Source organism: Caproiciproducens sp. (assembly GCF_053840905.1).
On record NZ_JBNLXQ010000001.1, the window covers coordinates 43205 to 68719 of the forward strand.

At 54.3% G+C, this 25515-nt stretch carries 21 protein-coding genes; 12 read left to right on the top strand and 9 right to left on the bottom strand.

Going from position 1 to position 25515, the window contains the following annotated elements:
- The first annotated feature begins 101 nt into the window (after positions 1-101).
- Positions 102-467, top strand: a complete 366-nt coding sequence (locus ACQGQ5_RS00210; protein WP_455734649.1) for a helix-turn-helix domain-containing protein — start codon at positions 102-104, stop codon at positions 465-467.
- Positions 468-510: 43 nt separating this feature from the next.
- Here ACQGQ5_RS00210 and ACQGQ5_RS00215 read toward each other — a convergent pair whose 3' ends face one another.
- Entirely contained in the window at positions 511-1440 is a 930-nt protein-coding gene (locus ACQGQ5_RS00215) for a S1 RNA-binding domain-containing protein (RefSeq protein WP_455734650.1), read from the bottom strand.
- A 163-nt stretch (positions 1441-1603) separates the two neighbouring features.
- Here ACQGQ5_RS00215 and ACQGQ5_RS00220 point away from each other — a divergent pair, with 163 nt between their 5' ends.
- Together ACQGQ5_RS00220 and ACQGQ5_RS00225 are read left to right on the top strand one after the other, a co-directional pair.
- Positions 1604-2494, top strand: coding sequence for a peptidylprolyl isomerase (locus tag ACQGQ5_RS00220; protein WP_455734651.1), 891 nt, complete (start codon positions 1604-1606; stop codon positions 2492-2494).
- A 191-nt stretch (positions 2495-2685) separates the two neighbouring features.
- Entirely contained in the window at positions 2686-4299 is a 1614-nt protein-coding gene (locus ACQGQ5_RS00225) for a CTP synthase (protein ID WP_455734652.1), read from the top strand.
- A gap of 281 nt (positions 4300-4580) precedes the next feature.
- On the opposite strand, the gene ACQGQ5_RS00230 is transcribed toward ACQGQ5_RS00225, so the two are convergent.
- The 5 genes from ACQGQ5_RS00230 to ACQGQ5_RS00250 all read right to left on the bottom strand — a co-directional run bounded on the left by ACQGQ5_RS00230 (position 4581) and on the right by ACQGQ5_RS00250 (position 11173).
- Entirely contained in the window at positions 4581-6530 is a 1950-nt protein-coding gene (locus ACQGQ5_RS00230; RefSeq protein ID WP_455734653.1) for a DUF2207 family protein, read from the bottom strand.
- 28 nt (positions 6531-6558) lie between these two features.
- Positions 6559-7116, bottom strand: a complete 558-nt coding sequence (locus ACQGQ5_RS00235; protein ID WP_455734654.1) for a LemA family protein — start codon at positions 7114-7116, stop codon at positions 6559-6561.
- Positions 7117-7310: 194 nt separating this feature from the next.
- Complete coding sequence (locus tag ACQGQ5_RS00240; protein WP_455734655.1) at positions 7311-7952, bottom strand: redox-sensing transcriptional repressor Rex; 642 nt, start codon at positions 7950-7952, stop codon at positions 7311-7313.
- 26 nt (positions 7953-7978) lie between these two features.
- On the bottom strand, positions 7979-9187 hold the full coding sequence (locus ACQGQ5_RS00245) for an NADP-dependent isocitrate dehydrogenase (RefSeq protein WP_455734656.1): 1209 nt from the start codon (positions 9185-9187) through the stop codon (positions 7979-7981).
- Positions 9188-9238: 51 nt separating this feature from the next.
- On the bottom strand, positions 9239-11173 hold the full coding sequence (locus ACQGQ5_RS00250) for an aconitate hydratase (RefSeq protein ID WP_455734657.1): 1935 nt from the start codon (positions 11171-11173) through the stop codon (positions 9239-9241).
- A gap of 245 nt (positions 11174-11418) precedes the next feature.
- Here ACQGQ5_RS00250 and ACQGQ5_RS00255 point away from each other — a divergent pair, with 245 nt between their 5' ends.
- From ACQGQ5_RS00255 to ACQGQ5_RS00275, 5 genes are all read left to right on the top strand, one after another.
- On the top strand, positions 11419-12255 hold the full coding sequence (locus tag ACQGQ5_RS00255; RefSeq protein ID WP_455734658.1) for a ClpP family protease: 837 nt from the start codon (positions 11419-11421) through the stop codon (positions 12253-12255).
- A gap of 119 nt (positions 12256-12374) precedes the next feature.
- Complete coding sequence (locus tag ACQGQ5_RS00260) at positions 12375-14873, top strand: DNA translocase FtsK 4TM domain-containing protein (RefSeq protein ID WP_455734659.1); 2499 nt, start codon at positions 12375-12377, stop codon at positions 14871-14873.
- Positions 14874-14878: 5 nt separating this feature from the next.
- A complete protein-coding gene (locus ACQGQ5_RS00265; protein ID WP_455734660.1) occupies positions 14879-16768 on the top strand; it encodes a YgiQ family radical SAM protein in 1890 nt (629 codons plus the stop codon).
- Positions 16735-17658: a ComEC/Rec2 family competence protein gene (locus ACQGQ5_RS00270; protein ID WP_455734661.1), complete on the top strand. Its 924-nt coding sequence runs from the start codon at positions 16735-16737 to the stop codon at positions 17656-17658. Before ACQGQ5_RS00265 ends, ACQGQ5_RS00270 begins: the two co-directional genes overlap by 34 nt.
- 24 nt (positions 17659-17682) lie before the next feature.
- Positions 17683-17904: a DUF3006 domain-containing protein gene (locus tag ACQGQ5_RS00275; RefSeq protein ID WP_038324672.1), complete on the top strand. Its 222-nt coding sequence runs from the start codon at positions 17683-17685 to the stop codon at positions 17902-17904.
- Positions 17905-17978: 74 nt separating this feature from the next.
- Here the strand turns inward: ACQGQ5_RS00275 and ACQGQ5_RS00280 are convergent, their stop codons facing one another.
- From ACQGQ5_RS00280 to ACQGQ5_RS00290, 3 genes are all read right to left on the bottom strand, one after another.
- Entirely contained in the window at positions 17979-19130 is a 1152-nt protein-coding gene (locus ACQGQ5_RS00280; RefSeq protein ID WP_455734662.1) for an FtsW/RodA/SpoVE family cell cycle protein, read from the bottom strand.
- A gap of 128 nt (positions 19131-19258) precedes the next feature.
- A complete protein-coding gene (locus ACQGQ5_RS00285; RefSeq protein ID WP_455734663.1) occupies positions 19259-21301 on the bottom strand; it encodes a histidine kinase dimerization/phospho-acceptor domain-containing protein in 2043 nt (680 codons plus the stop codon).
- Positions 21276-21977, bottom strand: a complete 702-nt coding sequence (locus tag ACQGQ5_RS00290) for a response regulator transcription factor (protein WP_455734664.1) — start codon at positions 21975-21977, stop codon at positions 21276-21278. Before ACQGQ5_RS00290 ends, ACQGQ5_RS00285 begins: the two co-directional genes overlap by 26 nt.
- Before the next feature lie 264 nt (positions 21978-22241).
- Here ACQGQ5_RS00290 and ACQGQ5_RS00295 point away from each other — a divergent pair, with 264 nt between their 5' ends.
- Genes ACQGQ5_RS00295 through rpiB form a run of 4 tightly spaced genes read left to right on the top strand, consistent with a single transcriptional unit; the run spans position 22242 to position 25501 of the window.
- On the top strand, positions 22242-23909 hold the full coding sequence (locus ACQGQ5_RS00295) for a formate--tetrahydrofolate ligase (RefSeq protein ID WP_455734665.1): 1668 nt from the start codon (positions 22242-22244) through the stop codon (positions 23907-23909).
- Between the two features lie 19 nt (positions 23910-23928).
- Positions 23929-24354: a tRNA (adenosine(37)-N6)-threonylcarbamoyltransferase complex ATPase subunit type 1 TsaE gene (gene tsaE / locus ACQGQ5_RS00300; RefSeq protein ID WP_455734666.1), complete on the top strand. Its 426-nt coding sequence runs from the start codon at positions 23929-23931 to the stop codon at positions 24352-24354.
- Positions 24351-25061, top strand: a complete 711-nt coding sequence (tsaB, locus tag ACQGQ5_RS00305; RefSeq protein ID WP_455734667.1) for a tRNA (adenosine(37)-N6)-threonylcarbamoyltransferase complex dimerization subunit type 1 TsaB — start codon at positions 24351-24353, stop codon at positions 25059-25061. The genes tsaE and tsaB overlap by 4 nt, the downstream gene beginning before the upstream one ends.
- Positions 25058-25501: a ribose 5-phosphate isomerase B gene (gene rpiB, locus ACQGQ5_RS00310; protein ID WP_455734668.1), complete on the top strand. Its 444-nt coding sequence runs from the start codon at positions 25058-25060 to the stop codon at positions 25499-25501. Before tsaB ends, rpiB begins: the two co-directional genes overlap by 4 nt.
- Positions 25502-25515: the final 14 nt, after the last annotated feature.

The window sequence follows — 25515 nt, forward strand, 5'->3', positions numbered from 1 at the left end:
GGTTTTTCAATACCTATAGTCATTTTCCGTCGAATATCTTTAGAGATCAATTGGATGTTTGAGAAAAATGTGACCGGAAGGATGAGGGGACAGAGGTAAACATGGATAAGGCAAAAATGGAAATTATGCAGAAAACTGCGGAGCAAATCAAACATCTGCGCAAGGTGGCGGGCTTCAGCCAGAAATCGCTCGCAAATTCCGCCGGGCTGGACCCGGCTTTTTTAGGCCATATCGAGCGGTGCCTGAAGTGCCCGACGATCGACACGCTCAATAAAATCGCAATGGCGCTGAATATTTCCCTTTCCGAGCTGTTTGACTTCGGTTGTCCGAAGAAATGTGAAAAGAAAGAGGCGGCCGTCAAAAAAATCACGACAGCTGCAGAGAGGCTCACCCCGGAAGAAGCCGAACAGCTGGCGGACCTGGTGGCCGGAATCGTCGCGTTCAAAAGGGAAGGGTCCCGCTCATAAGAATCAGGCCGCGGACCCGTGACCGGACCCGCGGCCTGATATCCTATTCCGGCGTAAAATTGGTCGCGATTTCTTTTTCGCTGTCGGGGGGAGAATAGACGAACCGGTCGATCCTGTTTCCGGTGAAAAAATATTTCGGCGCGGAAGGACGGTAGGAGTAGTCGAACGTGTCGATAATCACGAGCTTTACCTTCATCCGTGAAGGAATGATGCTTTTTATGTAAACGCTCGCCTGCTGACCGGGTACCACATCCTCCTTGGTTTCCGCCAGCCCGGCAAGGTTAGGGGAAAGCTCGACGAAAATGCCGTAGGATTCCACGGAACGCACGATCCCGGCCACTGTTTCCCCGGCTTTGAACATGGCTACGTTTTCCGCCCAGGTTCCCAGAAGCTCTTTGTGGCTCAGGGTAATGCGTCCGTTTTCCACGGATTTTATGACAACACGGATATCCATGCCGACCGTAAACCGTTCGCGCGGGTGGTCAATTCTGGAAACGGAGATGGCGTCGATCGGCAGCAGCGCGATAATCCCGCAGCCGATGTCGGCAAAAGCCCCGAAGCTTTCCAGGTGGGTCACGCGCGCGTTGATGACGTCGCCCGGAGCAAGCTTTTTCACAGATTCGGCCATGCACTTTTCCTGTGCGGCCCGCCGCGACAGCAGGGCGGTCATATGTCCGTCCGTATCTTTCTGAAAACCCGTCACAGTAAAGCATACCGGCCGGTTGACTCTGGAAATGATGGCAATGTCACGTACCGTACCTTCGCGAATCCCTAAAGCACCCTCGTCGTGCGGAATCACACCCTTCATGCATCCTAAATCGACCAGTAAATTATGCGAGCTGTCACAAATCAGCGCGCGTCCTTCCAAAATTTTTCCATCCCGGCAGGCGTCGTTCAGCGCGGAGATGTTCAGGGTCGCCGCGCGGTTTTCGGGTGTATCGATGATCCAACCCTCAGGATAGTAATCAAACATTTTCCTACCTCCTTTATGTCTTCGCTTATCTATATGCTTAAAATGAATCGGTAATACTACGCTGATTAATTATTAAATTGTTAATTTATCTCCCTCCGGCTTGAATATGATTGCTTTTTATAATAGAATATAATTTATGTATTACGAGAAGGAGTTATTTTTTATGATACGATACGGCAGAAAAATAATTGGGTTTGTTTCTGTTTTCGCCTTGCTTCTGAGCCTGACCGCCTGTTCCGGCGGCAGCGCCGCAAGCTCTGCGGAATCGTCCTCTCCGGCGTCCTCCTCTCCGGCCTCCTCCGCACCAGCGAGCTCGGCCGCTTCCAGCCGGGTAAAGCCGGACGACGGCAAAAAAATAGGTTATCAGCTTGAAAAGCCCGCCGCCGGTGAAGACATTGCCGTACTGACCACCAGTATGGGCGTGGTCAGGCTTCGCCTTTTTGCGCAGGCCGCTCCGAAAGCCGTTGAGAATTTTAAAGGTCTGATTCAGAAGGGCTATTACAATGGCTTGACCTTCCACCGCGTGATTAACGATTTCATGATTCAGTCCGGCGACCCCAAAGGCGACGGCACCGGCGGGGAAAGCATCTGGAACAAGGACTTTGAGGATGAGTTCAACGCCAACCTGGTCAACATCCGCGGCTCCGTTTCCATGGCGAACGCGGGTGAAAACACCAACGGAAGCCAGTTTTTCATCAATCAGAGGGGAACCTCCGAAAAGATTGACTGGGAGAACTATCAGCAGGCGTACAATGTCTATAAGCAGTATCCGGACGCCTTCATCCAGCAGTACGGCACCTATTTTCTCAACATGGACAAGGTCACCGACGCCTATAAGAAGCTGTATGACGACAACGGCGGGAATCCCAATCTGGACGGCGCGTACAATATTGTGGAACGGGGACACACCGTTTTTGCGCAGGTGATCGAGGGAATGGATGTCGTCGACAAAATTGCCGCGGTTCCCGTTTCCGAAAACGATCAGGGGGAGAAGAGCAGGCCCGCAGCCCCGGTTACCATCCAAAAAGCGGAGATCGAAAAATACCAGCCGTAATACGGGCCGTTATGCAGGGTGCACAGGTCGGCGGGGCACTCGGGCCGATTATTGGCGGATTGTTTCAAATCTCGTAAAGAACGGCGTTTATTATCGCCTATTGCATTGACAAGCCAATACAACAGGCGATATAATTAATTTAATTTGGTTTTTGCAGCGGCAGTAAATTCAAGTGCTTATGGAGGGTAACTATGTCAGCAAAATATGTTTTTGTAACAGGCGGGGTTGTATCCGGATTGGGGAAAGGAATCACGGCGGCTTCTTTGGGGCGCTTACTGAAGGCAAGGGGGCTGAGAATTACCATACAGAAATTCGACCCCTATCTGAATGTTGATCCGGGTACCATGAACCCGTTCCAGCACGGAGAGGTTTTCGTAACCAATGACGGAGCGGAAACAGATCTGGATCTTGGCCACTACGAACGCTTTATCGACGAGAATCTGACCCAGAACAGCAATATCACTTCGGGCAGAATTTACTGGAATGTGCTGCAGAACGAGCGCAACGGCGATTACGACGGGGGTACGGTTCAGGTGATCCCCCACATTACCAACGAAATCAAATCCCGCATCTATGACGGGAAGGACAATATCGACGTAGCGATCATCGAAGTGGGCGGTACGGTCGGCGATATTGAGAGCCTGCCCTTTCTGGAGGCCATCCGTCAGTTTGCGACGGAGGTCGGCAGAAACAACTGCCTGTTTATCCATGTTACCCTTGTTCCTTATCTGATCTGTTCCCATGAACATAAGTCAAAACCCACCCAGCACAGCGTAAAGGAGCTCCTCTCCATCGGCATTCAGCCGGATATTATCATTCTCCGTTCCGAAAGGCCGGTCGGCGACGATATCAAAAAGAAAATCGCGCTTTTCTGCAATGTCAATGAGAACTGCGTGATACAGAACCTGGACCTTCCGCTTCTGTATCAGGTCCCTCTTGCGCTGAAGGACGAGCGTCTGGACGATATCGTCTGCAAACGCTTTGGGCTGGACACGCCCGGCGCCGACCTGAGCGACTGGATCGCCATGGTCAACACGGCCATGTCCCTGACGGAAAGCGTCACCATCGGGCTTGTAGGCAAATATGTGGAGCTGCACGACGCGTATCTGAGCGTTGCCGAAGCGCTGACCCACGGCGGAATCGGCAATAACGTCAAAGTAAATATCAAATGGATTGATTCCGAGACGATCGCTCCGGACAACGTCGCGGAGATTCTTACCGGTATGGACGGCGTGATCGTGCCCGGCGGATTCGGCCAGAGGGGTATCGAGGGAATGATTACGGCGATCCACTACGCCAGAATCAACCGGATTCCGTGTCTCGGCATCTGCCTCGGTATGCAGCTTGCGATTGTGGAGTACGCCCGCGATGTGCTGGGTCTTGCGGACGCGAACTCGGCGGAATTCGATCCGCAGAGCAGCAACCATGTCATCGACCTGATGCCGGAGCAGAAGGACGTTGTCCAGATAGGCGGCACCATGCGCCTTGGGCAGTATCCGTGCAAGCTGACCGCGGGCACAAAGGCGGCTGCGCTTTATGGCAACGAGCCGCTCATTTCCGAGCGCCACCGTCACCGTTTTGAGGTGAACAACGATTACCGGGAGCGGTTTGAGCAGGCGGGCATGGTCTTCTGCGGGAAATCGCCGGACGACCATATCGTGGAAATGATGGAAGTCCCGGAGCATCCGTGGTTTCTGGGCTCCCAGTTCCATCCGGAATTCAAGTCCCGTCCGAACCGTCCGCACCCGCTTTTCAGGGGCCTTGTCGGCGCGGCAAAGGAGTACAAGGCGGGCCAAAAGAAATAAGCCGCCGAAATCCGAATTTTCAATGCTGTCTTCCATTTTCGATGGGAGGCGGCATTTTTTGCGGTTTAGATTTTATTTAGAATTTGTTTTACAGCGTTTCCAATCGATTTAGCCACAAGGTTGCGTTCCTCCCCCGCCGAAGGCAGGGGAGGAACGTGTTTTGTCTCGCAAACCGAAATGAAATTGCTGTAAGGATTGCTTTGCCGGCTGCTTGACTGGCAATAAAAAGAGAACCGCCGGAAACCGAACGGTTTCCAACGGTTCTTTGCGCTGTTATTCGGTTATCTGGCGCCGCCGCCACCGCCTCCTCCGAAGCCGCCGCCGCCTCCTCCGAAGCCGCCGCCGCCAAAACCGCCGCCGCCGAAGCCGCCCGGGCCCCCGCCGGATTGGGGCGGATGCGCAAGGCGCGTAGCGGAAGTGCTGATGTTGCTGATCGTATTTCCCAGCGAGGCGCCGAAATCGCTGCCGATGTGGCTGAAGCCGCCCATGCCGATGGAACGGCCGAACATGTAGTATAGGTAGCTGTCTGCGTAATTCGTGTAGAGGTAGCCGTCGTCATTCAGCTGCGGATAGACCATTCTGAGCTGATCGCAGACCTTTTTGGAAATGCCCATCATGGTTGCGTAAACAAGGTATTCCTCCCAAAGCGCAAGCTCGGGGACGCCGTATTCCTTCATGCGCGAAAATTCGAGCATGTATTTTTTGAGCCCCTGCCATACGGCGTAATCGTATTCTCCCTTTTTGCTCAGCCTTGTTTTTCCGCTCGAAGCAATGATCAGCAGGACACCGAAAACGATGAACCCCACGGGAATGTAGACCAGCCAGCCGCCTGAAAGCAGAAGGATCGCAATGGCTCCCACAATACCGAGAATTCCCAGGACGGAGCTGACCGTCAGAAAAGCGGGCCGGCGCTCATAATACCCGCGCGGGGCGATTTCCCTCTTTGCCTGCGACAGAAAGAGCTCCATACTGCTGTCGATCGATTTGTTGTGCTCCCTGGCGTATTTTTCGAACTGCTTCATGGTGAAACGGTCGCCGTACGGCGACGCGACGAGGGCAATCATGTCGTAAAACGTCTGCTCGCTTTGCGTAAGCGGCATCTGTTTTGTGTCCCCCGCTACGCTTACCACAAGATCTTTTTTCTCATTGGAGTCAAACCGGACGTACCCCTTGCGCGCCAGGCTCATCAGCGTAGCGCTGAAAACACGCCCCTGTTCTTTGCTGGTGACCCCGCCGCTGTAATAATAGAACAGGTTTGCCGCGCCGCCGGGGGAACTGTTCTCCGGTATCTCGCGGGTGTATTCGGGGGCGTCCACCTGATACGGCCGGGCTTTCTTTTTCAGCCATATCAGAATGAAGATTCCGGCTATCACCAGAACAACTCCGCCCACGGCATCCACGATGCCGACCGTGTAATTCAGCTTCTGCTGCTTTTCCCAGTCCTGCGCCCATTTATTCTCTTCCTTTTCAATATCGCTCAGCACGTTGACCGTACTGACCCTTGCCGAATCCGGGAACAGGGAAACGGGCATGCAGACGCGCGTTTCCACCAGCGTCTCCGGCGGGACCTCGTTTGCGGTAAAGGAAATCCGGGCAGGGGAATCGATGGTCAGCCGACTCTGTGCCGTACAGTGCAGCCATCCCTTCACTTCCTTTTCCTTCGCGCCGGACGGAATCAAAATGGTGCCGTGCAGCTGGGTGATCGGAATACTGAAGTTCTTTCCGATAAAGGCGTTGTACAATACGGAAGTATCTCCGTATACGCTGACAAGGTTCTTGACGGTGTACTCTACCTTGAAGTTTCGTACGCCGCTGTCGATCGCCGGCAAAAACCAGCCGATTTCAATATCCTTCGCCGTGTTGTAAATGTAACAGACGTTATCCTCAGAAAAATAGCCGCTTGTCGGATCGATATCGTCACGGAAGCTGTACTGAACGTTTTCATCCATGTCGTACACGGATAAATTCTCGATTCCCGCGCTCTGGCTTCCGTTTACCGGAAAGGTTTTATACAGGTTGCTGTAAGGTTTGCCGCGGTCTTCCAGATTGATGCGCCAGGTTTCCGTCACCTGCATATCGCCGTTACTGTTCAGCTGAGAAACGATATCCAGATTTTCCAAAGTCTGCTTTGCGCCGTGCTTGTAACCGCCGGCGCCGACGCCGGTGATAAAAAGAACCAATAGGATAGCGGCGACGGCCGCAGCCATCCCGCCAAAAAGCTTTTTGGCCAATCTGTATGCTCCCTTCGTTCGCCGAAAATCAGAATTTCACCTGTGGTACGGCTTTATCGGCTTCCTCGATCTCAAAGTATTTTTTCTGTCCGAAATGGAACAGGGAAGCAATGATATTGGACGGGAAATGCATGACGTACTCGTTGTATTTCATTGCGGTGTCGTTATAAAACTGACGGGCGAAAGCGATTTTGCTTTCAATGTCCTTCAGCTGTCCCTGCAGGTCCAGAAAATTCTGGTTTGCCTTCAGGTCCGGGTATTGCTCCGCCGTGGCAAACAGGTTCACCATCGCGCGGGACAGCTTGGCGTTGTTCGCCATCGCCTCTTCGGGCGTTTTGGAACTCATGGCCGCGCCGCGCCATTTTGTGACCTCTTCCAGGGTCGATTTTTCATGGGAAGCGTATCCCTTGACGGTTTCCACCAGATTGGGGATGAGGTCAAAGCGCTTTTTCAGCTGAACGTCCACCTGTGCCCATCCGTTGTCCACTCTTACGGAGAAAGAGACAAGCTTGTTGTACATGCCTGTGACCCAGAAAACAAGAATCAGGATAACTGCGGCAACAATGCCAAAGGCGATCCAATTCATGATGCGTACCTCCTAATCATCTCTGCGGTTTTTGAAAGATAGTAAAACATCGCTTAAATTGCTGCAAAATGATCATAACATATTTTACAGAAAAAGAAAAGCGGGGAAAACAATCCTTATTGTACCCGGAAAACGGATTTTCTTTGCCGTGCAAAAAGGGGAAAGGATTTTCATATCCCTTCCCCCTGAACGGTTTATTTCCGGCTTGGGTTTGAAATTCGGTAGCAAAGCGTCATCAGGCTGTCGTTCAGATGAACGTTCTCGACGATCGTATCTTCATACTTCATCGCAATATCATAATGGCTGAAGTTCCAGTAATTGCGCACACCCAGAGTGTACAGGCGTTCGATCACGGTATGAACGCCGTCGCGGGGGATGCAGAGGACAGCCATGGTCGGCTGTTCCTTCCGGCAAAAATCTTCCAGCTCGACTGTGTCGCGTACAATCTGACCGTTGATTCTGGTCCCGGTTTTACTGGGGGAGCTGTCAAAAACACCGATCAGCCTGAACCCTTCATCATCAAACGACATGTGGGAGGCGATTGCCCTTCCCAAATTTCCGGCTCCGATCAGAATCGCTTTATACTCGTTGGAAAGGCCCAGAATGTTCCCGATTTCGTCACAGAGCTGGTCGACAATATAGCCGTAACCCTGCTGGCCGAACCCGCCGAAGCAGTTCAGATCCTGACGGATCTGCGAGGCGGTCAGCCCCAGCTTCACGGACAGCTCGGTGGAAGAGATCCTAGTGACCCCTTTTTGTTTCAGATGGGTTAAAAAACGATAGTAGCGGGGCAATCTTCTGATTACCGACATTGAAATATTTTCGCGTCTTGGCATACGCTTTCCCTCCGTAATAGTCCGGTTTATAAAAGCCGGACCAGACTTTTATTGACTTCCCTTAAAAAGGTTTCGGTGTCAACCGCAGTTTTGCCTGGCAGCGTGGAAAGAGCGGCAAGATCGCCGGTCATAACGCCGCTTTCAACTGTCTGAACAGACGCTTTTTCCAGTTTGTTCGCAAAATCCGTCAACGCGGGAAGGTGATCGAGCTCTCCGCGCTTTTTCAGCGCGCCGGTCCAGGCAAACAGGGTAGCCATGGAATTGGTGGACGTCTTTTCGCCCTTCAGATGTTTGTAGTAATGGCGCTGTACGGTGCCGTGGGCCGCCTCGTATTCATAGATTCCCTCGGGCGAAACGAGAACGCTCGTCATCATGGCGAGGCTGCCGAAGGCGGTTGCGACCATATCGCTCATGACGTCGCCGTCGTAATTTTTACAGGCCCAGATGTATCCGCCTTCTGAACGGATCACACGGGCTACCGCGTCGTCAATTAAGGTGTAAAAATAGGTAATACCGGCTTTTTCAAATTTTTCTTTGTAATCGGATTCGTAAATTTCCTGAAAAATATCCTTGAAACGATGATCGTATTTTTTCGAAATCGTGTCCTTGGTCGAAAACCACACGTCCTGTCCGACGTCGAGCGCGTAGCTGAAGCAGGACCGGGCAAAGCTTTCAATGCTTTTGTCTATGTTGTGCTGGCCCTGAATAATGCCGGAGGTCTCGAAATCATGAATCAGCGCGCGCTCTTCGGTGCCGTCCGCTTTTGTAACGACAAGCTCGGCCTTTGCGCCGGCGGGAACGGTCATTTCCGTGTTGCGGTAGACGTCGCCGTAGGCGTGGCGCGCAATGGTGATCGGCTTTTTCCAGGTGGTGATAAAGGGCGTAATGCCCTTCACAAGGATGGGGGAACGAAAAACGGTGCCGTCCAGAATCGCACGGATGGTGCCGTTCGGGGATTTCCACATTTCTTTTAATCCATACTCGCGCACTCTGTCCGCGTTCGCGGTGATCGTCGCGCATTTTACGGCAACGCCGTATTTCTTTGTGGCGTAGGCGGAATCAAACGTGACCTTGTCGTCGGTTGCGTCGCGGTTTTCCAGCCCGAGATCGTAATATTCCGTTTTCAGGTCGATATAAGGGTTCAGCAGGATCTCTTTAATCATCTTCCAGATGATTCTGGTCATTTCGTCGCCGTCCATTTCCACCAGCGGCGTCGTCATTTGAATCTTATTCATTCGTAGCCCTCCGTTTTCTGTAAGCGTTCTGCAGGTCCGTTGTATTTTGTGTCAGCTGTTCTGTTCTTTGATGTAGCTCAGCAGGCCGCCCGCAAGGACGATCTTTCTCTGACGGTCGCTCAGAATGGCGTCTGCTTCAAAGGAGGTGCCTTTTGTCAGATTTTTCACAAGAACGGTTCCGCCGTTTTCAATGGTGGCGCGGATATCCGGCAGTTCCAGCTCGTCCATCTGGTCGATTCCGTCGTAATCCTTCTCGTTTTTAAATACGAGCGGAAGGATTCCTGCGTTCGCCAGATTGGCGCAGTGGATCCGCGCGAAGCTCTTTGCGATCACCGCTTTGATTCCAAGGTACAGCGGGACCAGAACGGCGTGTTCACGGGAAGAGCCCTGCCCGTAGTTGGAGCCGCCCACAATCACGCCCCTGCCGTATTGGCGGCAGCGCTCCGGGAATTCCTTGTCGCAGACGGCGAAACAGAAGTTGGAAAGGTAGGGAATGTTGGAACGGTACGGAAGAATTTTCGCCCCCGCCGGCATAATGTGGTCGGTCGTGATGTTGTCGCCGACCTTCAGCAGGGCTTTTGCGGCAATGTCCCGGGGGAGGGCGGTGGTGGCGGGGACTTCCTTGATGTTCGGCCCGCGCAGGACTTCCACGTTTTCCGCTTCCTTCTCGCCGGCGGGGGGAATGATCATATTGTCGTTGATCAGGAATTTTTCGGGCTGTTCGATGGGAGCTTCCTCGCCCAGCGTCCGGGGATCGGTCAGAACGCCGTTGATGGCGGAAGCCGCGGCGGTTTCCGGGCTGACAAGGTAAATTTTGGCGTCCGCCGTGCCGGAACGCCCCTCAAAATTGCGGTTGAAGGTTCTCAGTGAAATACCGCCGGAATTCGGGGATTGTCCCATCCCGATGCAGGGGCCGCAGGCGCATTCCAGAATCCGTGCGCCGGCGGAAATCAGGTCGGCAAGCGCGCCGTTCTGTGCAAGCATATTGTAAACCTGTTTGGAGCCGGGGGCGATCGAAAGGCTCACGTCGGGGTGGACCGTCTTTCCTTTTAATATGGAGGCAATCCGCATCATGTCGCGGTAAGAGGAATTGGTACAGGACCCGATACAGACCTGATCCACTTTGATGGGGCCGATCTCGTCCACGGTTTTTACCGCGTCCGGGCTGTGGGGACAGGCCGCCATCGGTTTCAGTTCGGACAGGTTGATCCCGATGGTTTCGTCGTACTTCGCGTCGGCGTCCGGCTTTAGCTCCACCCAGTCCTTTTCGCGGCCCTGCGCTTTTAAAAACGCAAGGGTCACTTCGTCGGAAGGGAAGATGGAGGTGGTTGCGCCCAGCTCCGCACCCATGTTGGTGATGGTCGCGCGCTCCGGCACGCTCAGCGCCGCGATCCCTTCGCCGCCGTATTCCACGACCTTGCCGACGCCGCCCTTTACGGACAGAAGGCGCAGGACCTCTAAGATAATATCTTTGGCGGAAACCCACGGAGAAAGCTTTCCGGTCAGATTGATACGCAGCATTTTCGGCATGGGGATATAATATTCGCCGCTGCCCATGGCAACCGCAACGTCAAGCCCGCCGGCGCCCATGGCGAGCATGCCGATTCCGCCGCCGGTGGGGGTGTGGCTGTCCGAGCCGATCAGCGTTTTGCCCGGAACGCCGAAGCGCTCCAGATGGACCTGATGGCAGATCCCGTTGCCGGGTCTTGAAAAATAAATTCCGTGTTTCCTTGCGACCGTCTGAATGTACCGGTGATCGTCCGCGTTTTCAAAGCCGGTCTGAAGGGTATTGTGATCGATATAAGCGACGGAGCGCTCTGTTTTTACGCGCGGGACGCCCATAGCCTCGAACTCCAGATAGGCCATGGTTCCGGTGGCATCCTGCGTCAGCGTCTGGTCTATTTTCAAACCGATATCGCTGCCTGGCGTCATTTCGCCGCTCAGAAGATGGGTTTTAATGATTTTTTGTGCCAAAGTCAAACTCATGATCAAGCTTCCTTCCAATTCGAATTCCCAACATAGTTAAATATATAACCATTATCCAATAAAAAAGCAAAATTGTCAATCTATCCAATCACTTTCAGCCAAAGCATTCTATGTTTGACGCTTTATTTTCTTGATGAATATCACAACAGATGATATAATCATAATATTGATATTTCAAACTTGTATATTTCCGTGTATGAGAACACCCTTCTTACGGCACAATAAAGCGGTAGGAGGGATTATCAATGAGCCATAAAGACCAAAACGAAAAAGGCCGGAAAGAAGACCAGGATTATATAAAGCGGGTCAATGATGACGATAAAGCCGAGAAAAACGAAAAGCAGACCGACCAGATTATCGACACCGGTTCGGTCATTACCGGCAACGGCAAGCATCTGATCCACTGCCTGACGATCATCGGCCAGATCGAAGGACATTATATTCTGCCTTCGCAAAACAAGACGACCAAGTACGAGCATGTGATTCCGCAGCTTGTCGCGATTGAGGAAGAGCCCACCATAGACGGGCTTCTGATCATCCTGAACACCGTCGGCGGCGACGTGGAAGCCGGGCTTGCCCTTGCGGAACTGGTCGCGGGGATGAAAAAGCCGACCGTGTCGCTCGTGCTGGGCGGCGGCCATTCTATCGGCGTGCCGCTGGCGGTTGCCGCCAAGCATTCCTTCATCGCCCCCAGCGCGACGATGACGATTCATCCGGTGCGTATGAACGGCATGCTGCTCGGCGTTCCGCAGACCCTCGAGTATTTCCAGCGGATGCAGGAGCGCATTACGCGGTTCGTCACTCAGAATTCTCACATTTCCCCCGAACGGTTCCACGAGCTTTCCATGAACACGCAGGAGCTGGTGATGGACGTGGGGACGGTTCTGGACGGAAACGACGCCGTCAAGGAAGGTCTGATCGATTCTCTCGGAAGCCTTTCCGACGCCATCGACTGCCTTTACGATATGGTAGATAAGAATAAGGCGCAGCAAAAAAAGTCCGGCGCAAGAACCGCTAAGGCGGGGGCAAAAAAGCCGGAGCCCAAAACAGCAAAGACCGCCGCCAAAAGCCGCGGCGTATAAAACATCTGATGGAGAATGAAAAAGGAAGCCTTCAGGAACGCGTTTCCTGAATCATTCTTCATCGTAAGTTACATAAAACGAATAACCGGAACAAATTAAAAATATAAGGTGATTATAAGGTGGCAACTCAAAGAACAAATACGAATAAGAAAGCGGCGCCCCGCGCACGGAGCAAGCCGAAGGCACGGCACCTTGCCGGCGGAAGAAAAACAAGGGCGGAAAAGGATGCCGAGTACATCAGGCAGCGCAACCAGATCAACGCGGTTGTGGTGTTTGCCGTGTCCATTCTGATGGTCTGCCTTGTGCTGATCGAAGGCGACCACATCTGGCTGTGGTGCCACAACGCGCTTCTGGGCCTTTTTGGCAGCTGCGCGATCATCTGGCCGATTCTTCTCTGCTACATATCGCTCGTAACGGCTTTTGAGCGCCAGAAAAACCGTCTGGGCAGCAAAGTCGTTTTTATGATCGTCATTATTGCGCTGTTTTGCGCGGCTGTCTATATTTTTACCGATCAGAACAACACGCCCATTACCTCGTACTGGGACAGGCTCAAGGATCTTTATACCCTGGGTACCCAAAGGTCCGGCGCCGGGCTGTTCAGCGGTCTGATCGGGATCCCGTTCGTCGCGGCGCTCGGTTCGACCGGGGCAAAAATCGTTATTATTCTGTCCCTTTTCGTAGCGGTTATGATTTTGACCGGGACCAGCCTTGTCCAATTGTTCCGGGCGGTGACAAAACCGGCCGACATGATGGCCGCCAATTTCAGCAGCGCGCACGAACAGCGGGCTGTGGAACGCGCCCGTCAGGCCAATTCCAACATCGATATCGCGCTTGACCGCGAGGATATGGCGCAGCGTGCCGTTCAGGCCAAGGGCAAGCCGCAGAAAAACAAGAAGCTCGAGCAGCTGGAAAAGGTGTTCGGGGTCAAAGAGCCCGTAGTGGAAAAGATAGAGCAGCCCGCGGCTCCGGTTCCGCCGGCCGCGGATAAAACCGGCTCCGCGGCGGCGGCCGCCGCTTACGCCGCCCGTCAGGCCGCTTCGCCGCAGCCGGAGGCGCAAAAGAGATCCGAACCTGCCGGCGTGCAGATGACCATGTTTACCGACGAGCCTCCGCAGGACGGCGCCTACCATTTCCCGCCGGTCACCATGCTGGAAACCACAAAGGAACTGAGCGAGCAGGATGTGACCGAGGAACTGAAGCTGAACGGGCAGATGCTGGTGCAGACGCTGAAGAGCTTCGGCGTCCAGACAAAAATCGTGGATATCAGCCGCGGCCCCGCCGTCACCCGTTACGAGCTGCAGCCCGCCGCGGGTGTGAAAATCAGTAAAATCACGAATCTGTCCGACGATATCGCCATGAACCTCGCCGCGTCCGGCGTGCGCATCGAGGCGCCGATCCCGGGCAAGGCCGCCGTCGGGATAGAGGTCCCGAACAAAAAGGTCAGCGTTGTCAGAATGCGCGAGCTGATCGAGTCCAACAGCTTCGGCGCGGCGAAAAGCCGCCTGACCGTCGTGCTCGGGCGCGACATCGCGGGCGCGGTCGCGACGGCGGATCTGAGCAAGATGCCCCATCTTCTGATCGCGGGCGCCACGGGCTCCGGAAAATCCGTGTGCATCAACTCGTTTATTGTCAGCCTTCTGTATAAATCCACTCCGGAAGAGGTCAGATTTCTGATGATCGACCCGAAGGTGGTGGAATTGGGCATTTACAACGGGATCCCGCAGCTTCTGGTCCCGGTCGTCACCGATCCCCGCAAGGCCGCGGGCGCTTTGGGATGGGCCGTAACGGAAATGCTCAAGCGGTACAAAACCTTTGCCGCGAACAACGTGCGTGATCTGGGCGGATACAACGCGCTGGCGGAAAGCAGCGGCTTTCAGGATGAAAACGGGCAGCCCATGCCGCGCCTGCCGCAGATCGTCATCATCATCGACGAGCTTGCCGACCTGATGATGGCCGCCCCCAACGAGGTGGAGGATTCCATCTGCCGTCTGGCGCAGATGGCGCGTGCCGCGGGCATGCATCTGCTGATCGCCACACAGCGGCCCTCCGTCGACGTCATCACCGGAATTATCAAGGCGAATATCCCCAGCCGTATCGCGTTCTCCGTTTCCTCCCAGGTGGATTCCAGAACCATTCTGGACATGGGCGGCGCGGAAAAGCTTCTGGGGCGCGGGGATATGCTGTTTTCGCCCGTCGGCTCGCAGAAGCCCACCAGAATCCAGGGCTGCTTTGTCAGCGACAGCGAAATCGAATCCGTCGTAAATTTCGTAAAGAAGTCGCAGGAAGCGGGATACGATAAAAATATTGCCGAAGAGATTGAGAAAAACGCCGTGGCCGAAAAGGACGGCGGGGGAGACGGCGGTGTGAACGGCGACACCGACCCCATGATGCCGGAAGCGGTCAAGTGTGTTGTGGAAGCGGGACAGGCTTCGACCTCTCTGCTCCAGCGACGCCTGCGCCTCGGGTATGCCCGCGCCGGCCGTCTGGTCGACGAGATGGAGCAGATGGGCATTGTAGGCCCGCACGAAGGCTCCAAGCCGCGTCAGGTGCTCATTACATACCAGCAGTGGCTGGAAATGACCATGCAGCAGGCGGATCAAAAAGAAAGTGAAGAATAAGCGGAATGCCTTTTTTACCCATTACAAAAGAAGAAACAGATGCTCTTGGCTGGGACGCGCCGGATTTCGTCGTTGTAACCGGCGACGCCTACGTTGACCATCCCACCTTCGGCACCGCGATCATCTCGCGCGTGCTGGAGGAGTTTGGCTACCGGGTGGCCATTCTGGCGCAGCCTGACTGGCGCACCGACCGGGACTTTACCCGCTTCGGCAAGCCGAAATACGGCTTTCTGGTCAACTCGGGAAACATTGATTCCATGGTCGCTCATTACACCGTGGCGCGCCGCAGGCGCAAAGAAGACGCCTATTCGCCGGGGAACAGAACCGGTCTCCGGCCCGACCGCGCCGTTATTGTCTACACGAAGAAAATCAGGGAGATCTATCCGGATTCGCCGGTCGTTATCGGCGGGCTGGAAGCCTCCCTCCGCCGTTTCGCACATTACGATTACTGGGACGACAAAATCCGCCCGTCGATTCTTCTGGACTCCGGGGCGGATTTGCTGACCTACGGCATGGGCGAAAGCCAGACTGTCGAAATTGCCCGCCGCCTGTTTTCCGGCGAGCCGATCAGCACGATCACCGATATCCGCGGCACCTGCTACGCGGTTCCCACAAAGGAATACCGGCCCGTTCCCGCGGTCGACTGTCCCAGCTTTGAGCAGGTCTGTCAGAATAAAAGAGAGTACGCCGTTTCCTGCCGCAAACAGCAGGATGAACAGGACGCCGTGCGGGGACGCAGAGTCATTCAGCGCCACGGCGGCAAAATACTGGTTCAAAACCCGCCGATGCCGCCTTTAAAGCAAAAAGAGCTCGACGCCGTTTATGAGCTGCCGTATATGCGCACCTATCACCCGTGCTACGAGAGCATGGGCGGGGTCCCGGCCATTCAGGAGGTGGAGTTCTCCATTACGCACAACCGCGGCTGTTTCGGCGCCTGCAATTTCTGTTCGATCGCGTTCCATCAGGGCCGTTCCATCACCACCCGCAGCGAGGAATCCATCCTGCGCGAAGCGAAAAAGCTGACGGAAAGCCCAAATTTTAAAGGATATATCCACGATGTCGGCGGCCCGACCGCCAATTTCCGCCACCCGTCCTGCGACAAACAGGAAAAGCTGGGGCTCTGCGCGGGCGGAAAAAAATGCCTTGCACCGAAGCCGTGCCCCCTGCTCAAGGTGGACCACAGCGAATACCTCGACATTCTGCGCAGGCTGCGCGCCCTGCCGAAGGTCAAACGCGTGTTTATCCGTTCCGGCATCCGCTTTGATTATTTGATTGAAGACAAGGACGACGCCTTTTTTAAGGAACTGGTCAAATACCATGTCAGCGGACAGCTGAAGGTTGCGCCGGAGCACTGTACGCCGGAGGTCCTTGACTGTATGGGCAAGCCGCATATTGAATCTTTTTTGAAATTTGAAAAAAAGTATGATCATTTCTGTAAGGAGGAGGGCAAGGAGCAGTATCTTGTTCCGTACCTGATGTCCTCCCACCCGGGCAGCACCCTGAAAGACGCGGTTTCGCTCGCCCTGTTTCTAAAGCGCGAGCACCTTCGTCCGGAGCAGGTGCAGGATTTTTATCCCACGCCCGGAACCATTTCCACCTGCATGTTTTACACCGGGCTCGATCCTTATACGATGAAAGAAGTCTATATTCCCCGCACCGACCGGGAAAAGGCGATGCAGCGGGCGCTTCTGCAGTATTTTAATCCAAAGAACAGGGATCTGGTAATTGCGGCGCTGAAAGCCGCGGGCCGCAGCGACCTGATCGGTACGGGCGGATCGTGTCTTGTCCCTCCCAGCCCTGCCATGCAGCGTGCCGCCCAAGTTCAGAACAGAGAGAATCAGAACAGAGAGAAGCGGGGCAGATGGGGCAGCAAAAAAACAGTAAAAAGGCGCTGAAAATCACCATTTCGCTGTTTCTGGCGATGGGACTCGTTGTTTCGCTGCTGCCGTTCGGGGCAGCCGCCTTCTGGCATCGGATTTTTTCCTTTTTCGGACTGAGCGATTTTTCCGCGGCGGCGGATTCCAGCCCGATGTCCCTCCATGTGCTGGAGGTCGGAAAAGCCGACAGCCTTTTGATTGAGTGCGGGGGAAAAGCGATGCTCGTGGACGGCGGGACTGTCGACTGCGGGGAACCGGTGGCGGAATACCTTGACCGCCGGGGCGTAAAGGAGCTGGAATATATGGTCAACACGCATCCGGACGAGGACCACATCGGCGGCCTTGCGTACCTGATCGGGCGTTATCCCGTCAAAAAATATTTTGCGCCCGATATCCCGAAGGACCTGATCCCCTCCAGCGGGGAATATCTTGCCGCGCAGAAAGCGCTGAACGACAAACAGATTTCCACGGTTGTTCCCCGGCCCGGAGAGACTTTCTCTCTCGGCGGTATGGAAATAGAGGTCCTTGCCCCTGTCCGGCAGGGCGGCAGCACCAACAACAATTCCATCGTCCTGAAGCTGACCTATGGGAAAACGCGGTTTCTGCTGATGGGCGACGCGGAAAAAGAGGAGGAATCCGATTTGATTGCAGGCGGGGAAGACCTTTCCGCCGATGTTCTGAAGGTCGGCCACCACGGCAGCAGTACCTCCACTACGGACGCGCTGCTGAACGCCGTAAAGCCGAAATGGGCGGCGATTTCCGTTGCCGACGATTCCAACGGGCTTCCGAAACGGGAAGTACTGAAAAGACTGTTGTCCGCCGGCGCGGCGGTTTACCGGACCGATGTCAGCGGAACGCTTATTTTTATGAGCGACGGGCAAAATATAAAGCTTGCAGCCGAGCGCTGATGATAATAAAGAGGGGATAGAAAAATGAAAATGCTGGTCATAGACCGTTTTGAGGGGACCTACGCAATCTGTGAGGACAAGGATCAGAAATTCTTCGCCATCGAAACCTCCGAGCTCCCGCAGGGCGCGCGGGAAGGCGACGTGCTGAACGTGGACGACGCCGAGGGGACGCTCAGCGTCAATGCGGAAGCGACGGCGCAAAGACGATCCAAAACAAAAAAGCTGCAGGATAAACTTTTTCAGTAAAAATGCGGGATATCATAAAAACACCGCCCTTTCCCGTTGCGATGGGATAAGGCGGTGTTTTTTATGATGACGCTCTATCGCCGGAGCGTAACTTTGTCCGTGTTCATTCTGTGCATATGCACGTTCTGCGTTAACCCGAACCCCAGATACAGACAGGCTGCGGACGAACCGCCCGCGCTGAAAAACGGGAGCGTAACGCCCATGACCGGCAAAAGGTTCAGGCACATGCCTAAATTGAACAGTGCCTGCGCCGCAATCATGCCGAAGAAGCCAAAGCAGATGCTGCTGCCCAGACAGTCGGGGGATTTTCTCGCAATCCGGAGCGTCCGCAACAGGAGCAGAAGAAGAAGAACCATAATCAGCATACAGCCGAAAAAGCCGAGCAGTTCTCCGGCAACGGAAAAAATGAAATCACTTTGCTGTACGGGTACCAGCCTTTTACTGACGCGCGAATTGCCGTTGAACAGCCCGCGTCCCCACAGCTGTCCGCTGCCGATGGACAGCCTGCCCTGAATCTGTTGCAGGCCCTTGTCCAGCGGGTCCGATTCCGGGTGGCGGAAAATGGTAAATCGGTCTTTTTGATAATCCTGCAAAATATATTCCCACGCAATAGGGAATGCAACAGCCAGCGCGGCGAATACCGCTCCAAAGTATCTGAGCTGGACCCCGGCTCCAAACGCCATGGCAAGGAACATGCAGAAGAAGATGACCGCGGTGCCGTCATCTCCCTGAAAATGGACCAGTACGACTGGAATCAGCGCATGGAAAGCCAGCAGCATGACCTGCGGAAAGGATTTCAGCAGATCGCGTTCTTTCAGTTCCGATATATGTTTGGAAAATGTAATGATAAAACCGATTTTGACCAATTCGCTCGGCTGAAAGGTGATACCGCCGGGGAGTTCTATCCACGCTTTTGCGTTTATACCGCCGCTATTCGTGACCGCCTTACCGAAAATCTGTGTATAAATAATCAGGAACAGACAAAATCCCGCTACAATATACCAATAGCTCGCGATTTCCCGGTAATCGATCAGCGTGAACAGGATCGCGCCCACATAGCCGATGACAATGGCGACCAGCTGCACGGCAAAATAGGACTTGCCCGAGCCGCTGTTGGGCACGGTTTTGAGCAGCAGAAGGCTGTACGCCGATATCAGGATCATAATGGTCCAATACAGCTTGTCCGCCCGTTTTAAATAGTTGGCAAAAGATTTCAAACCTCGCATGACTTCACCTCTGATTTATTTATTATATGATGGAAACGCGAAAACTGCAAGCGAATAATAAAGGAAAACCGGCGCGGGCGAGAAGCCCGCATCGGTTTTCCTTTTTATGTTCACAGCAATCGCACTCTTCACTGTTCTTCCGCTTGCCGCCGCGCAGGCGGAAAATCGACTCTGGCCGAAAACAGGTCGGCGTCGACGCTGATTCCGAACCTGCCCCCGCAGGCCTCCGTAAAGCTGCGTGCGATGGAAAGCCCCAGTCCGCTGCCGCTTGTCGTGCGCGAGCTGTCGCCCCTTACAAAGCGTTCGGTCATATCCCGGTCGCCGTCCAGCTCAAAGCGGGAGGTGTTCTTTACCGAGGCGGAGGCTTCTTCCCCGGTTTGTTCCAGCGTGATAAATACACGGGAGCCGTCCAGCGAATACTGCAGCGCGTTGCCGATGAGGTTCTGGAACACCCGGTATAAGAGCTTTCCGTCCGCCCGGATCATGACGGGGGTATCCGGAATGTCGATTTTCAATACCAGTCCGGAAGCCTCCACCTGCTCGTTCATGTCCGCCAGCGTTTGCAGGATCAGCTTTCCGTAATCCAGAGTTTCCGGATTCATCTCAATGTTTCCGCTGGTCGCCTTGCTCACCTGAAAGATATCCTGCACCATGTTTTTCAGCCGGTCGGATTTTTGGGCAAGGATTTCGATATAGTCCTTTACATGGTCGGGCAGATTTTCCTCCTGCTTTAACAGGTCGATATAGCTGATGATGGAGGTGAGCGGCGTTTTCAGGTCGTGGCTCACATTGGTGATCAGCTCTATTTTCATCCGTTCGCTTTTGAGGCGTTCTTCCACCGCTTCGCCGATGCCGGACTGGATCTCGTTCAATTCCAGCGAAGCGTTTTTCAGGTCCGCTTCCGACGGCAGCTCGACCACCGCCGAAGAATCGCCGGTTTTCACAAGGGAAATATGGCGTATCAGAAGCCCAATGTCGTAGACGGTGTTCTGAAATCTGCGCGCATACCGGTAAATCAGGTAAATCATCCCGGCAAGCACCAGCAGCAGAAAGACCATGACAAAGAAGGAACTGGGATGAAGGACGGCCGTTACGGTCAAACCAAACAGCATCAGCAGGATTTCAGCCGCCAGCAGCGCCCAGAAGCGTTGGACCATCTGCCGCTGGAAGGGCTTTGAAAATTCGAATCTTCTGTAATTGCTTAAAATGGAGTTAAAAATATTGTGCCGATAGAAGGGGCGGTTGTAACGTATATCGTTCACAACCAGATAATAGAAGAACAGCGAAATCACTGCACAGATTCCCCATAGAATTCGGTCGCTGTTCCAGGTTGCGGTCATAAAAGGAAAGTCCAGATAGACCAGTATGACGACGCACAGCGCTTTGAATTCCCACCAGAACCAGCCGGTAAAGCGTGCCAGAGCCAGATCGGCCTGTTTTTTCTCTTTTCTCAGCAGAATATATACGGCGAAGGCAATCAGGCCGAGCACCAGAAAGACCCCGGCGGCATACAAAGCAGTTTTCATATTTGTCTGCGCCTCCGGAATGTAGGACAGAACACTGCTGCTGCCATTAATAGGTTCGACAAGCTCACTGCGGACAAACATGGTTACGCGGTAGTCCTCCAGCGCGGAATCATTCAGGTCCGTGTTGCTGGTGTAACCCGGAACATACCACATGGATTTGTTCGGCCGGTAAACGCCGTCCCCGTAAATATCCAGATTTTTTTCGTCCTTGGTAATCGTCACCTTTTCGCCGTCGAAGTGCAGCTTGAAGTTATACCCGTCCGGCAGCGGGGCGGTATCCAGATCCAGATTCGGGTACCCGTTGGTATGCATTGCTGGTTTGTCCTTTGTTCCCGCCGAATAGAGGATGTTCTTGCTTGCGTCCCGGTCCAAAAGCCCCCAGGCGCCGGTGTCGTCAGTTCCTTCTCCTGCGGCCAGCGAATTCAGAATATCCTGCAGATGCAATCCGATCCCTCTGCTGAACATAGATGTTTTCTGATAGTCCTGTTCAAACGCATCGTTCACTTCTCTGAGGAAGTAGTCGCCGCGGTTGACGAATTCCCCGGAAAAAAGGCCGAAGCTCAGGATTCCCGTAATCGTCACCATACTGAAGAAAAAACAGAGCCAGCCGAATACCGCCTTAAACTTTTTCGATTTTGTAGCCAATGCCCCACACCACCTTTAAATATTCGGGTTCCTTTGGGTTGAGCTCGATTTTTTCCCGGATGCGCCGGACATGGACCATAACCGTGTTTTCCACACAGTAGGCGGGCTCGTTCCATACGCGGCTGTATATTTCCTCCGCGGGAAAGGTCCTGCCCAGATTGCGCATCAGCAGGTCGACGATTTTGGTTTCCGTCGCCGTCAGGCGCACAGGCTCGCCGTCCGCCTTCAGGATGCGTTCGTCCGTGTTGTAGCTCAGTCTGCCGTTGACGACCTCGTTTGCGTTCGTATTCGCGTTGATGTCGCCCAGGCTGATGTAGCGCCTGAGCTGGGAACGGACGCGCGCGACAAGCTCCATGGGATTAAACGGCTTTGTCACGTAATCGTCCGCGCCCATGCTGAGCCCGAGAATTTTATCGGTGTCCTCGCTTTTTGCCGAAAGCACGATGATCGGGATATTGCGTTTTTCACGGATTTTCATGACCGCGGAAAGCCCGTTCAGCTTCGGCATCATCACATCGATCAAAATCAAATGGATTTCGTTGTTCATCGCCGCGTCGATGGCCTCCAGCCCGTCATAGGCACACAGAGCCGAATAGCCCTCTTTTTCCAGTAAAATGGCGATCGCGCGGACGATCTCACGGTCGTCGTCGACAATCAGAATCTGTTTTTTATCCATTTGATTTCCTCCCTCAAAAACCTTAACAACAGCTTACCGCATATTTCTTAAGAAAAACTGAACGGATTTCTTACAAAAAACTGAAGATTTTAATTTTCTGTACTCGTCCTATTCTTGATCTGTGGAGCTGCTTTTCATTATAACATATCTGGACAACGATGCTTCCGCCGTCTGTTTCATCAGGAAATATTACTCTTTCCTGTTCATTTTTACAAAAGAATATGATATAATTTTGTCATAATGATGTGTTAGGAGAATGCATGAATGCTGACGGACATCGAAATTGCACAGCAGGCAAAGCTCGTACCGATTGCGAAAATTGCCGCTGACCTTGGGATTCACGAGGAAGAACTTGAGCCATACGGCCGATTTAAAGCAAAGCTGAACGACTCTCTCTACAACAGACTTGCCTCCCGTAAGGACGGCAAACTCATTCTGGTTACGGCAATCAATCCCACTCCCGCGGGGGAAGGGAAGACCACCACGACGGCGGGCCTTGGCGAGGCGATGAAGCGGATCGGGAAAAATGCCGTGATTGCCCTGCGCGAACCGAGCCTCGGCCCGGTATTCGGCATCAAAGGCGGCGCCGCGGGCGGCGGATACGCACAGGTGGTGCCGATGGAGGACATCAACCTGCATTTTACGGGCGATTTTCACGCCATTACGTCCGCAAACAATTTGCTCTGCGCCATGCTGGACAACCATATCCATCAGGGGAACGCGCTGGGGATTGACCAGCGAAGGATTTTAATCAAACGCTGTCTCGACATGAACGACCGCGCCCTGCGCAGCATCGTGGTCGGCCTTGGCGGGAAAATCAACGGAATTCCTCGCGAAGACGGCTTCTGCATTACCGTTGCGTCGGAAATCATGGCCATTTTCTGTCTTGCGTCCGACATTATGGATCTGAAGGAACGGCTGGGAAGAATTCTGGTCGCGTACACCTTTGCGGGCGCGCCCGTCTACGCTTCGGACCTCAAGGCGCAGGGCGCCATGGCCGCGCTTCTGAAAGACGCGATCAATCCGAATCTGGTGCAGACGCTGGAGGGCACGCCCGTTATCATGCACGGCGGGCCGTTTGCCAACATCGCCCACGGCTGCAACTCCGTCAGGGCCACGCGCCTTGCTTTGAAGCTTGCCGATTACTGCATTACCGAGGCCGGCTTCGGTTCCGATCTTGGCGCGGAAAAGTTTCTGGACATCAAGTGCCGTCTTGCGGGGCTGAAGCCCAGCGCCGTTGTCCTTGTGGCGACCGCTCGCGCGCTGAAATACAACGGCGGCGTGCCGAAGGAACGTACTGCGGCGGAGAATCTGGAAGCTCTGGAAAAGGGTATCGTCAATCTGGGCGCGCATATCGCCAATATGAAGAAGTACGGGGTGCCGGTGGTCGTCGCCATCAACCGCTTCGGCAGCGATTCCGACGCTGAGCTGGCGTATATTGAAAAATACTGCCGCGACAACGGCGCGGATTTCGCGCTTTCGGAGGTCTTTGCCAAAGGCGGCGCGGGCGGCGCGGAGCTGGCGAAAAAGGTCTGTGAGGCGGCGGAAAAGCCGTCGGATTTCCATCCGATTTATTCCGTCGATTCCACGGTCAAACAGAAGATCGAATGCATTGCCAAAGAAATTTACGGGGCGGACGGCGTGGACTACACAGGCCAGGCGGAAAAGGCCATTGCCGACATCTCCGCGCTCGGCGGGGACAGGCTGCCCGTCTGCGTTGCGAAAACTCAATATTCTCTTTCCGACAACGCCGCGCTTCTGGGACGCCCGAAGGGATTCCGAATTACCATCCGCGACCTGCGCCTTTCCAACGGCGCGGGGTTTGTGGTTGCGTACGCGGGGGATATTATGACCATGCCCGGGCTGCCGAGGGTACCGTCCGCCGAAAAGATCGACGTGGACGCGAACGGGAAAATTTCAGGACTATTTTAAAGATATAAGGGGACCGGATATGCAGGAAATCATCACTTCTTCGCCTGCCGGGACGGAAGCGCTCGGGGCGAAAATCGCGGAAAAGCTGACCGGCGGCGAGGTGCTGGCGCTTTTCGGCGGGATGGGGATGGGGAAGACCGCCTTTACGCGCGGCCTTGCCCGCGGGCTTGGAATTCAGGACGGCGTTTCCAGCCCGACCTTTGCGCTCGTTCACGAATATCACGGCAGGCTGGATGTCTACCATTTTGATATGTTCCGCGTAACCGGGTGGGACGACCTTTACTCCACCGGATTTTTTGATTATCTCGACAGCGGCGGCGTGCTCGTCATCGAGTGGAGCGAAAACATCGAGGCCGCTCTTCCGCAGGATGCGATACGGATTGAAATCCGTCGGGGCGCGCGGGAAAACGAACGGATTTTTCAGATAGAAGGGATAAAACCATGAGGATACTGGCAATCGATTCTTCCGCGACCGCGGCCTCGGCGGCTCTGCTTGACGACGACAGGCTGCTGGGAGAGTTTTACATCAATACCCGCCTGACCCACAGCCAGACGCTGATGCCCATGATCGACCATCTTCTGGAGTGTACGCGGACAGAACTGGGAAACGTCGATCTGTTTGCGGTTTCCGCGGGCCCCGGTTCTTTTACGGGCGTCCGTATCGGCGTGGCGAGTATCAAAGGCTTGGCCATGGCGCAGAATAAACCCTGTGCGGGAGTTTCCGCCCTGGAGGCCATGGCGCAGAACCTGGCGCACCTGGACTGCACGGTCTGCGCGGTCATGGACGCCCGCTGCGGGCAGGTCTATAACGCAGTTTTTTCCGCGCATGAAAATTCCGTGGAGAGAATCACTCCCGACCGGGCGCTTTCCATTGAGGATTTGGCACAGGAATGTAAAAATTACGCGAAACCGGTCTTCCTTGTTGGAGACGGCGCGAAATTGTGTTATAATAATGAGCGGTTTAAAAGCCTGAACGCGGTTCTGCCGCCCGAGCATCTGCTTTATCAGCGTGCGTGGGGCGTGGCAAAGTCTGCGCAGAAAGTATACGAGCAGGGCGGGGCGGTGTCCCCGGCGGCTCTGATGCCGATTTATCTTCGCCCGCCGCAGGCGGAGCGGGAGTTAAAAAAACGAATAAAAGGAGAAATCAAATGATAGCTTTAGGAGCGGATCACGGCGGATTTTTATTGAAGGAAGCCATTAAGAACTATCTTGCCGCCGAAAATATTGCCTATAAGGATTTCGGCACGTTTGACGAAACCTCCGTCGACTATGCGCCGGTTGCGGCAAAGGTCGCGCACTGCGTGGCGGACGGCGAAGCGGAGCGCGGAATCCTGTGCTGCGGAACGGGAATCGGGATGAGCATCGCGGCCAACAAGGTGCAGGGCATCCGCGCGTCGGTGTGCGCCGACGCTTACTGCACGGAAATGACCCGCCGGCACAACAACTCCAACATTCTCTGTCTTGGAGGCCGGGTGATCGATGAAAAAAAGGCGGTGGAGCTCGCAAAAATCTATCTAAAAACCGAATTTGAAGGCGGCCGCCACCAGCAGCGTATTGACGAAATCGCTGCGATTGAGCGCGGCGAGCTGTAATTTTGGGGTTACAA

What these genes read in the sequence shown, in the direction of transcription:
- ACQGQ5_RS00255 (WP_455734658.1), top strand. Translation starts at nt 11,419, where the DNA reads ATGAGCCATAAAGACCAAAACGAAAAAGGCCGGAAAGAAGACCAGGAT.
- ACQGQ5_RS00220 (WP_455734651.1), top strand. Translation starts at nt 1,604, where the DNA reads ATGATACGATACGGCAGAAAAATAATTGGGTTTGTTTCTGTTTTCGCC.
- ACQGQ5_RS00290 (WP_455734664.1), bottom strand. Translation starts at nt 21,977, where the DNA reads ATGGATAAAAAACAGATTCTGATTGTCGACGACGACCGTGAGATCGTC.
- tsaB (WP_455734667.1), top strand. Translation starts at nt 24,351, where the DNA reads ATGAGGATACTGGCAATCGATTCTTCCGCGACCGCGGCCTCGGCGGCT.
- ACQGQ5_RS00250 (WP_455734657.1), bottom strand. Translation starts at nt 11,173, where the DNA reads ATGAGTTTGACTTTGGCACAAAAAATCATTAAAACCCATCTTCTGAGC.
- tsaE (WP_455734666.1), top strand. Translation starts at nt 23,929, where the DNA reads ATGCAGGAAATCATCACTTCTTCGCCTGCCGGGACGGAAGCGCTCGGG.
- ACQGQ5_RS00210 (WP_455734649.1), top strand. Translation starts at nt 102, where the DNA reads ATGGATAAGGCAAAAATGGAAATTATGCAGAAAACTGCGGAGCAAATC.
- ACQGQ5_RS00225 (WP_455734652.1), top strand. Translation starts at nt 2,686, where the DNA reads ATGTCAGCAAAATATGTTTTTGTAACAGGCGGGGTTGTATCCGGATTG.
- ACQGQ5_RS00295 (WP_455734665.1), top strand. Translation starts at nt 22,242, where the DNA reads ATGCTGACGGACATCGAAATTGCACAGCAGGCAAAGCTCGTACCGATT.
- rpiB (WP_455734668.1), top strand. Translation starts at nt 25,058, where the DNA reads ATGATAGCTTTAGGAGCGGATCACGGCGGATTTTTATTGAAGGAAGCC.
- ACQGQ5_RS00270 (WP_455734661.1), top strand. Translation starts at nt 16,735, where the DNA reads ATGGGGCAGCAAAAAAACAGTAAAAAGGCGCTGAAAATCACCATTTCG.
- ACQGQ5_RS00280 (WP_455734662.1), bottom strand. Translation starts at nt 19,130, where the DNA reads ATGCGAGGTTTGAAATCTTTTGCCAACTATTTAAAACGGGCGGACAAG.
- ACQGQ5_RS00245 (WP_455734656.1), bottom strand. Translation starts at nt 9,187, where the DNA reads ATGAATAAGATTCAAATGACGACGCCGCTGGTGGAAATGGACGGCGAC.
- ACQGQ5_RS00240 (WP_455734655.1), bottom strand. Translation starts at nt 7,952, where the DNA reads ATGCCAAGACGCGAAAATATTTCAATGTCGGTAATCAGAAGATTGCCC.
- ACQGQ5_RS00235 (WP_455734654.1), bottom strand. Translation starts at nt 7,116, where the DNA reads ATGAATTGGATCGCCTTTGGCATTGTTGCCGCAGTTATCCTGATTCTT.
- ACQGQ5_RS00275 (WP_038324672.1), top strand. Translation starts at nt 17,683, where the DNA reads ATGAAAATGCTGGTCATAGACCGTTTTGAGGGGACCTACGCAATCTGT.
- ACQGQ5_RS00215 (WP_455734650.1), bottom strand. Translation starts at nt 1,440, where the DNA reads ATGTTTGATTACTATCCTGAGGGTTGGATCATCGATACACCCGAAAAC.
- ACQGQ5_RS00265 (WP_455734660.1), top strand. Translation starts at nt 14,879, where the DNA reads ATGCCTTTTTTACCCATTACAAAAGAAGAAACAGATGCTCTTGGCTGG.